11 protein-coding genes are annotated in these 13,178 nt (G+C 71.8%); 5 read left to right on the top strand and 6 right to left on the bottom strand.

Going from position 1 to position 13,178, the window contains the following annotated elements; all coding sequences use genetic code 11:
• The first annotated feature begins 132 nt into the window (after nt 1-132).
• The gene (locus P3G67_RS31830; RefSeq protein WP_276096598.1) at nt 133-1,485 is read left to right on the top strand and encodes a diaminopimelate decarboxylase; all 1,353 of its coding nucleotides are present in this window, start codon (nt 133-135) and stop codon (nt 1,483-1,485) included.
• Here P3G67_RS31830 and P3G67_RS31825 read toward each other — a convergent pair.
• Both P3G67_RS31825 and P3G67_RS31820 read right to left on the bottom strand, forming a co-directional pair.
• Complete coding sequence (locus tag P3G67_RS31825; protein ID WP_276096597.1) at nt 1,469-2,047, bottom strand: hypothetical protein; 579 nt, start codon at nt 2,045-2,047, stop codon at nt 1,469-1,471. The genes P3G67_RS31830 and P3G67_RS31825 overlap by 17 nt on opposite strands.
• Nucleotides 2,048-2,134: 87 nt before the next feature.
• Complete coding sequence (locus P3G67_RS31820) at nt 2,135-2,977, bottom strand: MurR/RpiR family transcriptional regulator (protein WP_276096596.1); 843 nt, start codon at nt 2,975-2,977, stop codon at nt 2,135-2,137.
• A gap of 90 nt (nt 2,978-3,067) precedes the next feature.
• Here P3G67_RS31820 and P3G67_RS31815 point away from each other — a divergent pair, with 90 nt between their 5' ends.
• Nucleotides 3,068-4,513, top strand: a complete 1,446-nt coding sequence (locus P3G67_RS31815) for a purine-cytosine permease family protein (RefSeq protein ID WP_276096595.1) — start codon at nt 3,068-3,070, stop codon at nt 4,511-4,513.
• A gap of 6 nt (nt 4,514-4,519) precedes the next feature.
• Here P3G67_RS31815 and P3G67_RS31810 read toward each other — a convergent pair whose 3' ends face one another.
• Nucleotides 4,520-5,134 (bottom strand): 50S ribosomal protein L25/general stress protein Ctc, encoded by a 615-nt coding sequence (locus P3G67_RS31810; RefSeq protein WP_269855768.1) that lies wholly within the window; start codon nt 5,132-5,134, stop codon nt 4,520-4,522.
• A 220-nt stretch (nt 5,135-5,354) separates the two neighbouring features.
• Here P3G67_RS31810 and P3G67_RS31805 point away from each other — a divergent pair, with 220 nt between their 5' ends.
• Complete coding sequence (locus P3G67_RS31805; RefSeq protein ID WP_276096594.1) at nt 5,355-5,762, top strand: DUF6299 family protein; 408 nt, start codon at nt 5,355-5,357, stop codon at nt 5,760-5,762.
• Between the two features lie 54 nt (nt 5,763-5,816).
• Here P3G67_RS31805 and P3G67_RS31800 read toward each other — a convergent pair whose 3' ends face one another.
• Both P3G67_RS31800 and P3G67_RS31795 read right to left on the bottom strand, forming a co-directional pair.
• Nucleotides 5,817-7,955 (bottom strand): MMPL family transporter, encoded by a 2,139-nt coding sequence (locus P3G67_RS31800; protein ID WP_276096593.1) that lies wholly within the window; start codon nt 7,953-7,955, stop codon nt 5,817-5,819.
• Between the two features lie 172 nt (nt 7,956-8,127).
• Nucleotides 8,128-9,525, bottom strand: a complete 1,398-nt coding sequence (locus P3G67_RS31795; RefSeq protein ID WP_276096592.1) for an acyl-CoA synthetase — start codon at nt 9,523-9,525, stop codon at nt 8,128-8,130.
• A 124-nt stretch (nt 9,526-9,649) separates the two neighbouring features.
• Here P3G67_RS31795 and P3G67_RS31790 point away from each other — a divergent pair, with 124 nt between their 5' ends.
• The gene (locus P3G67_RS31790) at nt 9,650-10,072 is read left to right on the top strand and encodes a hypothetical protein (RefSeq protein WP_276096591.1); all 423 of its coding nucleotides are present in this window, start codon (nt 9,650-9,652) and stop codon (nt 10,070-10,072) included.
• A 440-nt stretch (nt 10,073-10,512) separates the two neighbouring features.
• On the opposite strand, the gene P3G67_RS31785 is transcribed toward P3G67_RS31790, so the two are convergent.
• The gene (locus P3G67_RS31785) at nt 10,513-11,898 is read right to left on the bottom strand and encodes a cystathionine beta-synthase (RefSeq protein ID WP_269855763.1); all 1,386 of its coding nucleotides are present in this window, start codon (nt 11,896-11,898) and stop codon (nt 10,513-10,515) included.
• 126 nt (nt 11,899-12,024) lie between these two features.
• Here P3G67_RS31785 and P3G67_RS31780 point away from each other — a divergent pair, with 126 nt between their 5' ends.
• Nucleotides 12,025-13,032 (top strand): SGNH/GDSL hydrolase family protein, encoded by a 1,008-nt coding sequence (locus P3G67_RS31780; protein ID WP_391858390.1) that lies wholly within the window; start codon nt 12,025-12,027, stop codon nt 13,030-13,032.
• Nucleotides 13,033-13,178: the final 146 nt, after the last annotated feature.

The following is a 13,178-nucleotide window of genomic DNA, read 5'->3' as shown; positions in this document are numbered from 1 at the left end:
CACATCGTCGCCCGACCGGGTCTGGATCGGGTCATTCACATACTTGCCGCGTGAATAGTTCCAGTCAACAGGTGTCATGGCGGGTGTTCGCGGTTACTGGCGAGTCGGCGCCGCCGGTGGTGGAGTGGGTCCATGGCAACTGCGGACCAGAACGCCGCCACCCCGCCGGATCCGGCCACCCGCCGGGCGCACGCCCTGCGCGCCGCCGTCGAGCAGGGAGTACTGGGCGCGGACCTGCCGGTCGTGGGGCTGCTGGACGCCGAGGGCATCCGGGAGTCGGCCCGCGAGCTGCGGGCGGCGTTCGCCACGCCCGGGGTGACCGTCAGCCATGCCTTCGCGGTCAAGGCCGCGTCCCTGGTCCCGGTGCTGCGGCTGCTGTACGCCGAGGGCGTCGGCTGCGAGGTGGCCAGCCCCGGCGAGCTGGCGCTGGCCCGGGCGGCCGGGGTGCCCGCGCACCACATCGTGCTGGACTCCCCGGCCAAGACCGCCGCCGAACTGCGCGAGGCGCTGGCGCTGGGGGTTGCCGTCAACGCCGACAACCCGCAGGAGCTGGACCGCCTCGACGCGCTGCTCGCCGGATCCGAGACCGCTTCCCCCATCGGCCTGCGGGTCAACCCGCAGATCGGCGGTGGCCGCATCGCGGCCACCAGCACCGCCACCGACCGGTCCAAGTTCGGCCTGCCGCTGCGCGATCCGGGCGTCATGGAGTGGCTGGTGGACACCTGTGTACGGCGCCCCTGGCTGACCCGGCTGCACGCGCACACCGGCTCGCAGGGCTGCCCGCTGGAGCTGATGGCCGAGGGCGTGCGGGTCACCTACGAACTCGCCGAGCGGATCAACACGACCGCCGGACGGCGGCAGATCGACACGCTGGACATCGGCGGCGGACTGCCGGTGAACTTCGCCTCCGACGCCACGCGGCCGACGCACCACGAGTACGCCCGGCTGCTGAGGGCCACCGTGCCCGGCCTGTTCGACGGCCGCTACGGCATCGTCACCGAGTTCGGCCGCTCGCTGCTGGCCAAGCACGGCACGATCCTGGCCCGCGTGGAGTACGCGAAGACCGCGGGCGGCCGTCGGATCGCGGTCACCCACGCGGGCGCCCAGCTCGCCACCCGTACCGTCTACGCGCCCGGCGCCTGGCCGATCCGGGTCACCGCGCTGGACGCCAAGGGCCGCCCCAAGGAGGGTGCGCCGGTCAGCCAGGACGTGGCCGGGCCGTGCTGCTTCGCGGGCGACATCGTGGCCGAGGCGCGCGAGCTGCCGCCGCTGGAGGAGGGCGACCTGGTCGCGCTGCTGGACACCGGCGCGTACTACTTCTCCACCCACTACCAGTACAACTCGCTGCCCCGGCCCGGAATCTACGGGTACGCGTGCGACGGCGACGCGGTGCGGTTCGCCACCGTACGGGCGCCGCAGACGCTCGACGAGATCGTCGCCGAGAGTGGCGGCGCCCAGCCGGAGGCGCTCAGCGCGCTGGGCTGACCACCCGTCGGGCCCCGCCTGGCCGGGCGTCTCCGGCGGCCGGGCCGGTGGTCAGGTACGCCCTTACGTCGCCGCCCGCCGGGCCGCGGCGCAGCGCCTCCTCCGGGCGCGTCCACAGCAGTGCCTCGTGGGAGCGCTCCCAGCGGCCCAGCCAGACCGCCTTCGCCCACAGCCCGGCGCCCGCCCCGGCCAGCAGCATGCCGCCCGCCGCGGAGGCCGCCGCCGAGCTGCCGACCGCCAGCACGAACGCGAGCAGCAGCCACCAGCGGCGCGGTCGCAGCCACAGCCGGGCGGTGACCCGACGGTCCTGCAGGAACGCCGACCTGGCGGCGTGTGTCGCCGCCTGCGCCAGCGCGGCGTACCGTCGACGGCGGGCGAGGAACGCGGCGACGGCGGCGACGAGGAACAGCGCGGCGCCGCCCAGCGCCCCGATCCGGCGCCCGGTGAGGCCCGGCACGAAGGCCCCGGCGAGCGCCGCCAGCGCCCCGAGCCACCAACACCACCGCCCGGCCGTCCGTACCATCACCGCGACCCGAGCCAGCGCATACGCCCCGCGCCCCACGACCGTCCTCCTCCGATCCGGAATCGATACTTTCCGGTCGGAGGTTACTCAGCGAAGCTCAAAACAGCGTGAGGACCGAACCGGACATCAGTCGACGAACAGCCCGCGCGCCGCGGCACGCGCGTCGAACTCCTCAAGCCGGGCCTGTGCGTCCGGCAGGTCGTCGCACATCGCCTCCAGCAGCACCCGGCCCAGCATCATCGGCGCGCACGGCGTGTCGAAGACCAGCCCGGTGCCGACCGCGGCGGGCAGCAGCAGATCGGTGTCCCTGGCGACCGGTGCGAACGAGCTGTCGGCGACGGTGACGACGGTCAACCCCGCCTGCCTGGCGTACTCCAGGGCGTCCACCACCTCGCGCGGGTGGCGTGGCAGCGCGAAGCACAGCAGCGCGCTCGCGCCCGCCCGCCTGGCCGCGTCGATGCGGTCGGCCAGCGCGCTGCCGCCCTCGTCCAGCACCCTCACGTCCGGGTGCACCTTGGCCGCGAAGTACCCGAAGCCGCGCGCCTGCGCCCCGGCGGCGCGCAGCCCCAGGACGAGCAGCGGCCGGGAGGCGGCCAGCAGCCGCCCGGCCCGTGCCACCGGCTCGGGGTCGGCCAGCAGCGCGCGGAGCTGCCGCAGGTTCTCGATCTCGTCTTCCACCGCCTGCTGGTACTCGTTGCGGCTGTCGCTGCGCTCGGCCTGCGGCACGGGGGCGACCTCGCGCAGATGCCGTCGCAGCGCCGGGTAGCCGTCGAAGCCCAGCGCCACCGCGAACCGGGTCACCGACGGCTGGCTCACCCCGGCCAGCTCGGCCACCTCCACGGAGGACAGGAACGGCGCGTCGGCGGCCCGGCGCACCAGGCAGTGCGCGATCCGCCGCTGGGTGGGCGTCAGCCGGTGCCCGTCGAACAGCCGCATCAGCCGCGCCGCTCCCCCGTCCTGCGTCGCCATCGCGCCTCCTGGCCTGCTTCCGTCGCCGCCCGACCGTACATCGGTAGCGGCAGACTAGCGCCTGCGTATTGACTCTTCATTCAGCGTGCCATGACCCTGCATGAACCCATGCAGGACGATGAGCGAGGAGCCGCCACCGTGGCCGGACTTGTCGAGCGCAGATCCATCGACGTCATCCCCGACTCCGAACGGCACGGCCGCGCGGCCGGCCAGTTCACCCTCTGGCTGGGCGCCAACCTCCAGATCACCGCGGTGGTCACCGGTGCGCTCGCGGTGGTCTTCGGGGCCGGCGCTCTGTGGGCGGTGCTCGGGCTGCTGGTCGGCAATGTGCTCGGCGGCGCGGTGATGGCCCTGCACGCCGCTCAGGGCCCACGGCTCGGGCTGCCCCAAATGATCTCCTCGCGGGCCCAGTTCGGGGTGCGCGGGGCGGTGGTGCCGCTGCTGCTGGTCGTGGTGATGTACACGGGGTTCTTCGCCAGCGGGACGGTGCTGGCGGGCCAGGCCGTCGGCAGGCTCACCCGTCTCGGCGACACGGCGGGCATCGTGGTCTTCGCCGCGGTCACCGCGGTGACCGCGGTGTGCGGCTACCGGATGGTGCACGCGCTCGGCCGGATCGCCAGCGGCGTCGGCGCGTTGGCCTTCGCCTACCTGGGCGTACGGCTTCTGGAGCGGACCGACGTCGGCGCGCTGCTGGCCCACCACACCTTCTCCGCCCCGCTGTTCCTGCTGTCCGTCTCCCTTTCCGCGTCCTGGCAGTTGGCGTTCGGCCCGTACGTGGCCGACTACTCGCGCTATCTGCCGCGACAGACCTCCGCCCGTGCCGTCTTCTGGTGGACGCTCGGCGGTACGGGGCTCGGCGCGCAGTGGTCGATGACCTTCGGCGCGCTCGCCGCGGCCGGCGCGGGCGGCGCCTTCTCCGGCCACGAGGTCGGCTATGTGGTCGGCCTCGGCGGCGGCGGGACGGTGCCGGCCGGCGCGCTGTACCTCGTGATCGCACTGGGCAAGCTCACCGTCAACGTGCTGAACACATACGGCGGTTTCATGTCGCTGGCCACCGGCGTCAGCGGCTTCCGGGGCGGCCGCACGGTCTCGCCGCGCGCCCGGGCCGGGTACGTCGCGCTCGTCATGGTGGCGGGCACGGTGATCGCGCTGCTGGGCAAGGACAGCTTCCTGTCGTCCTTCGCGGACTTCCTGATCTTCCTGCTGACGTTCTTCACACCCTGGTCGGCGATCAACCTGGTCGACTTCTACTGGGTGTCGCGGGAGCGCTACGACCTGCCGGCGCTCTGCGATCCGCACGGCCGGTACGGCGGCTGGCGGTGGCGCACACTGCTGGTCTACGCGGTGGGCGTGGCGGCCCAACTCCCGTTCCTCAGCTCGTCGTTCTACACCGGCCCGCTGGTGGCCCCACTGGGCGGGGCCGACGTCTCGTGGCTCGTGGGACTGGTGCTACCGGCGCTGCTGTACGGAGTGTGGGCGCCGGCGGCACGGGCGGCGGGGTCGGACCTGCCGCGGGTGTCCGACCCCGCCGTGTGAGCCCGGTCAGCCCTCGGTGGGCGCGCCGCCCTCGGGCGCGGCCTCCTCTTCCTCGGCCTCCTCCTCTTCCGGGAGTTCCTCGGCCTGGGCCGCGACGATCTGCAGCAGGGCGGTGTCCCCGTCGACGGCCAGGGACGTGCCCTTGGGCAGCGGGACGTCCTTGGCGTAGATCGCGTGTCCGGCGTCCAGACCCTCGATGGAGACGGTGACCGCCTCCGGGATCCGGGTGGCCTCCGCCTCGACCGGCAGGCTGTCCAGGAGGTGCTCGAGCAGGTTGCCGCCCGGGGCCAGATCGCCCTCGGTATGGATCGGCACCTCGACGGTGACCTTCTCGCCGCGCTTGACCTCCAGCAGGTCCACGTGGACCAGGAAGCGCCGGACGGCCTCCCGCTGCACGGCCTTGGGGATGACCAGCTGGCCCTTGCCCTCGATGTCCAGGTTGATCAGCACGTTCGGGGTCTTCAACGCCATCATCAGCGCGTGACTGTCGATCAGCACGTGCTTCGGCTCGGCGCCGTGCCCGTAGACGACCGCCGGGACCTTGTTCTCCCGGCGGGCACGGCGGGCCGGGCCCTTGCCGAACTCCTTGCGCAGCTCGGCGCTCAGCCGCACCTCAGCCATGACTGCACTCCTCGCGTTCCGACGATCCGGTGGCGAGGGTATCCACCCGAACTCCCCTGTACCTCACCAAACCATCAGGTGTCGCCTGAACCACCCGCTTACGTCAGCAGCACGACGAGGCCGTGCATGACGGATGCCGTTCGGCAGTGGCCACGGGGGCGGGTGCGGCGGAAGAGTGACAATCACAGATTCGTGACCTGCTGCCTGGTACGCCTGCTCTATGCGTATTCCTGGGGTTCTCAGTCTTGCCGCGGTTGCCGTGCTGGTGGCGTCGGTCGGGGTGGCCCGGGCCGACGACGGGAGCGGGATCAGCCTTGATCGGGTCGGGGGCGTCTCGCGGGGCGGGACGGTCTCGCTGTCCGGGACGTACCGGTGCGTCGAGGACGGGACCGTGCTGGTCGGCGCCGGCGTGGCACAGGGCGGGCGGCAGTACGGGATCGACGGGGCGGTGGCCGAGTGCGACGGGAATCCGCACCGGTGGCGGAGCGTGGGGCGGGCCGCCGTCCGGCCGGGGCGGGCGCGGGTGCGCGTCACGCTGGTCAAGCTCAGCCCGGCGGGACTGGTGCCGCTGCCGCGGTTCCTCGCCGTCGCGGACGACGACGTGCGGCTCACGCGGCAAGGGAGTTGACGCGAAGGGGCCGGGTGCGCGCGGTGCGCACCCGGCCCCTCGCCGTCGTACCGGTCAGACCAGTTCGCGGGCCTTCTCGCGGCCCGGGGCGGGCGGCTTGACCGCCGCCCGGTCGCCGTGGCCCGGCCACCAGGCCGCGTGGCCGATCAGCGCGGTGAGGCTCGGCGTGAAGAACATCGCCATGACGAAGGCGGCGACGACGATGCCGAAGGAGACCGCGAAGCCCATCTCGGACAGCATCGAGTTGCCCGCGAGCATCATCGTGGCGAAGGTCGCCGCCAGGATGAAGCCCGCCGCGGCCACGGTCGGGCCCGCGTGCCGCAGGGCCTCGCCCGCCGCCTCACGCGGCTCGCGGCCCTCGCGGGCCTCCTCGCGCAGTCGGGCGATCATCAGGATGTTGTAGTCGGTGCCGATGGCGACCACGAAGAGGTACATGATCACCGGCAGCATGAACATCAGGCCGGAGTGCCCCTGGCCCTTCTGGAAGATCAGCACCGTGGCGCCGAGGGTGGCGCCGAAGCCGAGGCCGACCGAGGCCATGAGGTACCAGGGGGCGACCACGCTGCGCAGCAGCAGCCCCAGGATCACCATGATCAGCACCGCGGCGACCGGGAAGACCGTCTTGTAGTCGTGGTTGACGGCGGCGTTGATGTCCTTGTAGATCGACGACATGCCGCCGACCAGCGCCTTCGTGCCGGACGGCGCGTCCGCGTGCGCGGTGTCGCGGATGGTGCCGACGGTGCTGATCGCCTTGTCGCTGGCGGCGTCGTACTTGAGGGTGACGGTGACGTTGGCCGTCATGCCGTCCTTGCTGAGCGCGGTCAGCCGGGAGTCGGCCACACCGTCGACACCCTGGAGCTTCTTCGCGAAGCCGGGCAGCGCCGCCTTGTCCAGCGGCCTGCCGTCGGTGCTGGTCAGGAAGACGCTGGTGGGCTCGGCGGCACCGGCCGAGTAGGCGTTCTGCATCTCGGTCTGTACGACCATCGACTCCTTGGTCTTGGGCATCGAGCCCGCGGCCAGGTCGAAGGTGGCCTTGAAGCCGAACGTACCCAGCGCCAGCGCGACCATCAGCACCCCGGACACCGCGGCGACCAGGGCGGGACGTCGGCGCACCATGCCGCCGAGCGCCGCGAACCGGGCGTTCTCCGGCTCCTTCTGCCACGACTTCGACGGCCAGAAGACCTTCGGGCCGATCAGCGAGACCACCGCCGGGATCAGCGTGAGGCCCGCGACCAGCGTGGCACCGACCGCGATGGCCAGCGCCGGACCCATCTGCTTCAGGAAGCCGAGGGTGGACAGCACGAGGGCGAGGAACGCGATGATCACGGCGCCAGCCGCCGAGGCGATGGCCTCGCCGACCCGGCCGACCGCGTTGATCATCGCCTCCTTGGGTTCGTCACCCGCCCGCAGCCGTTCCCGGTAGCGGAACATCAGGAACAGGAAGTAGTCCGTACCGACACCGAACAGCACCACGATCAGGATCGACGAGATCGAGCTGTTGGCCTGGAGGTTGAACAGCTTGGTGGCGTAGGCGATCAGCCCGTTGGCGACGGAGGAGACCAGGCCGATCAGCACCAGCGGCAGCACCGCCAGGATCGGCGCCCGGAAGATGATCAGCAGGGTGACGAGAATGATCACGAAGGTGCCGATCCCGACCAGCGCCTGACCCCGCTGGGAGGAGTCCTGCTGGTCCAGGGCCTGCGCGGCGGAACCGCCGACCTTCACGTCCAGATGGGTACCCGAGGCCAGTTCCTTGGCGTCCGCGCGCAGCGTCTTCGCCGCGTCGGCCTGCTTGGGCTGGCCGGCGTTCTTGCTGTCCATCTGGACCAGCGCCAGGTCGTACTTCCCGTCCTTCGACGGAAGCCCGGGGATGACCTTCTGTACCTGGTCGATGCCCTTGGCGGCCAGCTGGCCGGTGACCCGCTGGGCGTCCTTGAGGTCTGCGGGGGCCAGTTTCTGGCCGTCGGTACGGCTGTAGAGCACGATCGCGGAGGGAGTGAAGGCGCTGGGGAACGCCTTCGACTGGAGGTCCGCGGCCTGGATGGACTCGTAGCTCTTGGGGAGGAAGCTACTTTCGTCGCTGTTGGAGGGAAGACTCGGTGCGGTGGCGACGATCGCGACGGCGGCTATGACCCACGCCACGATCGTCCATATCGGATGGCGGACGACTGCTCGTCCTATGCGGTGGAACATGCGGTGCTGTCTCCCATGGCAGGAAAAATCACCGCCACCCTTTGGAGCGGGACCCGGGTAGGGGCGACCCGGCCGTCACGCACTGACCGGCCGGTAGGTAGTTGGGCTAGTGCATCGTAAGAAGCTTATTTGGCCTCTGCAAATCCGTTTCTCCAACCCCCGCCAACTCCCCTCAGAACGGGGGCAGTAGCTTCTTCTGCGGCTTCCCCATCGCATTACGCGGTAGCGCGTCCAGAAAGCGGATTGCGCGCGGCCGTTTGTGAACGGAGAGATGTCGGGCGACGAAATCGATCAACTCGCGTTCGTCCACCCCTTCGGCGACCACATAGGCCACGATCTGCTGACCGAGGTCGTCGTGCGGTACGCCGACCACCGCCGCCTCCCGTACCGCGGGATGGTCCAGCAGCGCGTTCTCCACCTCGCCCGCGCCGATGCGGTAGCCGCCCGACTTGATCAGGTCGGTGGACGCCCGGCCCACGATCCGGTGCATTCCGTCCGGCTCCACCACCGCCATGTCACCGGTACGGAACCAGCCGTCCGCCGTCAGCGCGGCGGCTGTCGCCTCGGGGCGGCCCAGATAGCCTGCGAACAGCGTCGGCCCGCCGACCTGGAGCTCACCGACCGTGGCTCCGTCGTACGGGACCGGTGCCCCGTCCTCGCCCACCAGCCGGGTGGTCACGCCCGCCACCGGCAGCCCCACCGAGCCCGGCCGCCGCTCGCCGTCGGCCCGGGTGCTGACGGTGATCAGCGTCTCGGTCATCCCGTACCGCTCCACAGGGCGCTGGCCGGTCAGCGCCGCCAGGTCCCGGAACACCGGGGCGGGCAGCGGCGCACTGCCGGAGACCAGCAGCCGCGCCGCCGCCAGTTCCTTCGCGGCCGACGGCTCCCGTACCACCCGCGACCAGACCGTCGGCACACCGAAGTACAGCGTGCCGCCGGCAGCCGCGTAGGCGGCCGGGGTCGGGCGCCCGGTGTGCACCAGGCGGCTGCCGGTGCGCAGCGCGCCGAGCACGCCCAGCACCAGGCCGTGCACATGGAACAGCGGCAGCCCGTGCACCAGCGTGTCCTCGGCCGTCCACGCCCAGGCCGCGGCCAGCGCGTCCAGGTCGGCGGCGATCGCCTGGCGGGAGACCAGCACGCCCTTGGGCGCGCCCGTCGTCCCCGAGGTGTAGAGGACCAACGCGGTTGAGTCGGCGGCGGGTTCGGCGCCGGTGAAGTCAGCGCGCTCGGCGGCCCGGACCTCGATCGTCTCCAGGTCCTCGGCCTCCTGCGGCGCGGCGGCGAGCAGCAGAGACGCGCCGGAGTCGCGCAGGATGTGCCGGCGTTCGGCGGGTCCGGCGTCCGGCGGTACGGGCACCACCGGCACCCCGGCGAGCAGTCCGGCCACCACCGCGACCACCGTCTCCAGTACGGGTGCGGCGTGCACGGCGACGGCCGGTGCGCCGGCGATCCGGGCGGCGACGGCACCGGCCGCGCCGAGCAGCGCTTCGTGGTCCAACGCGCGGCCGTCGATCGTGACGGCGTCCGGACGGTCCCGGTCCGCCGCTCCCAGCGCGGTCAACAGCTCCATCAACGCCTCCCCTTCGCGGTCCACCCGCGACCGTACACACCTGCCCGAGGAGGAGGGCACCCCTGACAAGATTCGGGGGCTAACCCCACTTACATAGGGGTCGGCCGGTTCTAACGTGAATGCCATGAGTGCCCCTGACCCCGAGCTCAAGAAAGAGCTCGACGCCACACTGCAGACGCGTAAGGACCTCGGTCCCGAATACGAGGCCGAGTTGATCGACTCGTTCCTGGAAAAGGTGGACCAGCGGCTCGACAGCCAGGTGGAGCGCAGGGTTCGCCGAGAACTCGCACAGCAGCGAATGGCGGGCGCGCGAGTCGACCCGGCGGGGTCCCGCCGGGGGCGTTCCGGCGACCACGACAACCGCAACCGCCGCTTCGGCATCGCGGGCATCTCGCTGGTACTCGCGGTACCGCTGTCGGCGATCGGCGTGGTCAACGCGCACCTCCCCGGCCTGCTGATCACCTGGGCCGGAATCGTGGGCGTCAACATCGCCCACTCCCTCGGCAGGGGCGTCTCCCGCGGGGGCAACGACGAGTGGGACGGCTGACCACCGTCCCAGCACGGCGAGTTGCGACTGGGGGTGGGCAACCGGCGGACCCACCGCCGTGGTTGGGCGCCGTCGCGGGCGGCGGGTTCCTCGCCGGTCGCACACACCAGCCAGCCCCGTCTCAGCGGGTACCAGCGCCCGGCGAGGGGCGAAGACGAAAAAATGGGGGGACCGCCGCACCCCGGCTTGGCCGCCAGGGGCGGGACGACGGCGGTCCCCCACGGGACGCGGGGCCGGGTCAGGGCCGGGCTTCGCGTCCGGGGCAACCCAGGAGGTCCGGGAGCCGCTCCGTCATTCCTGGTTGCCGCATCGGTGGGGTCGGTTTCCCGACACCCACCAATGTGCCGGACTCGTGTTAAGCCCGTGCTGCGCACGCGTGTCACGCGCGTACCGTTTCCGCGAAATCCGGCCAATCACCCAGCGGTGCGGGCCGTTTGCCGCTACTTGCCGACCTTGGCGAGGAAGGTCAGCAGGTCCTGACGGCTCACCACACCCGTCGGCTTGCCCTCGACCAGCACGATCGCCGCGTCCGCGTTCTGCAGCACCTCCATCAGGTCGCCGACCGACTCGCCCGAACCGACCTGCGGCAGCGGCGCGGACATGTGCTTCTCCAGCGGGTCGTCCAGCTGTGCGCGCTTGGTGAACAGCGCGTCCAGCAGTTCGCGTTCCACCACCGAGCCGACCACCTCGGCGGCCATCACGTCCGGGTGCCCGGCGCCCGGCTTGACGATGGGCATCTGCGACACCCCGTACTCGCGCAGTACGTCGATCGCCTCGCCGACGGTCTCCTCCGGGTGCATGTGGACCAGCTCCGGGATCCCGCCGCTGCGGTACGCCAGCACGTCGGCGACCCGGGACTGCTGGCCGCCCTCCTCCAGGAAGCCGTAGTCGGCCATCCACTCGTCGTTGAAGATCTTGCTGAGGTAGCCGCGGCCGCTGTCCGGCAGCAGCACCACCACGACGTCGTCCGGCCCGAGCCGCTCGGCGACCCGCAGCGCCGCGACGACGGCCATGCCGCAGGAACCGCCGACCAGCAGCCCCTCCTCCTTGGCCAGGCGGCGGGTCATCTGGAACGAGTCCTTGTCGGAGACCGCGATGATCTCGTCAGTGATGTCCTGGTCGTACGCGGTCGGCCAGAAGTCCTCACCGACGCCCTCGACCAGGTACGGACGGCCTGAGCCGCCGGAGTAGACCGAGCCCTCCGGGTCGGCGCCGACGACCTTGACCTTGCCGTCGGAGATCTCCTTGAGGTACCGGCCGGTGCCGGAGATCGTGCCGCCGGTGCCGATGCCCGCCACGAAGTGGGTGATCCCGCCCTCGGTCTGCTGCCACAGCTCCGGGCCGGTGGAGTGGTAGTGCGACAGCGGGTTGTTCGGGTTGCTGTACTGGTCGGGCTTCCAGGCACCCGGCGTCTCACGCACCAGCCGGTCGGAGACGTTGTAGTACGAGTCCGGGTGCTCAGGGTCGACGGCGGTCGGGCAGACCACGACCTCGGCGCCGTACGCCCGCAGCACGTTGATCTTGTCCGTCGACACCTTGTCCGGGCAGACGAAGATGCACTTGTAGCCCTTCTGCTGCGCCACGATGGCCAGACCGACGCCGGTGTTGCCCGAGGTGGGCTCGACGATGGTGCCGCCCGGCTTCAGCTCGCCGGACTTCTCCGCGGCTTCGATCATGCGCAGGGCGATGCGGTCCTTGACCGAACCGCCGGGATTGAAGTACTCGACCTTGGCCAGCACCGTGGCCTGTATCCCGGCCGTGACGCTGTTGAGCCTCACCAGCGGGGTGTTGCCGACGAGACTGATCATCGAGTCGTGGAACTGCACGACGTCCTCCGGATGTTTCCCTGTGTGTGCTCAGAGCCTATGCGCAAGCGCCCCCGAACGGTCGCGTTGCGCCGGGCGCCGTAGCGGGCAACAAGCTGTTACGGGACCGAGTGAACGGGGATGCCGATGTCGAGGGCGAGGGTGGCACGGCGGATCGCGACCGCCGCCGCGTACGGCGGCGGCGGGGCGGGTCTGCTCGGCGGGGCGGTGATCGGACTGCTGCTCACCGAGGTACAGCTGGCCAGGAGGACCGTGGGCGGCTCGGAGGCCGCGCCGCCCACCGCTGACGGGCGCTACGGGTCGGCGTTCGCCGCCTACGGTGACGCCGGGGCCCAGCCGGTGCGGCTGGCGTTCCTGGGCGACTCGACGGCGGCCGGACAGGGTGTGCACCGGGTGGGCGAGACACCGGGGGCGATACTCGCCTCGGGTCTGGCGGCGGTGGCCGAGCGCCCGGTCGACCTGGTGAACGTGGCCCTGCCGGGCGCCTGCTCGGACGACCTGGCACGGCAGGTGGGCCTGCTGCTGGACGGCCCGGACCCGGTGCCGGACGTCTGCGTGATCATGATCGGCGCGAACGACGTGACGCACCGTATGCCGCCCGCGGACTCGGTGCGGCACCTCGCGGCGGCGGTGCGCCGACTGCGCGACGCGGGTGCCGAGGTGGTGGTCGGCACCTGCCCCGACCTGGGCACCATCGAGCCGGTCTACCAGCCGCTGCGCTGGGTCGCCCGGCGGCTGAGCCGCCAGCTCGCCGCCGCGCAGACCATCGCGGTGATCGAGCTGGGCGGCCGTACGGTGTCGCTCGGGCAACTGCTGGGGCCGGAGTTCGCGGCCAACCCGCGGGAGATGTTCGGGCCGGACAGCTACCACCCGTCGGCCACCGGCTACGCGACGGCCGCGATGGCGATACTGCCCACGCTCTGCGCCGCGTTGGGAGTGTGGCCGGACGCCGACTCGGACGAGAGCGTGCTTCCGGTCGCCGACGCGGCGGCGGCCGCGGCGGGGGCGTCCGGTACCGAGGTGGCCGCGGCGGGGTCCGGGGGCGGGCACCGTGGGCGGTGGGCGCTGCTGCGGCGGCGGATGGCCTCCGGCGGGGAGCGGCGCCCCGAGGCGGGCGTCTCCGCACTCACATAGGCCACCGCGGGTACCGGCCGGGCGGGCCGGAACCTACCCTTGCCTCCAGGGCGTTGGGCGCGAGCGCAACGTCACAGTACGAGCCTGGTGACTCCCGCGCTACCTACCGGTAACTTCCACCTGAGCCCGTCACGCCTCCGGAGGAG

Source organism: Streptomyces silvisoli (genome assembly GCF_029269905.1).
GTDB classification, from domain to species: Bacteria; Actinomycetota; Actinomycetes; order Streptomycetales; family Streptomycetaceae; genus Streptantibioticus_A; species Streptantibioticus_A silvisoli_A.
This window is presented reverse-complemented; position numbering and strand designations above follow the sequence as displayed.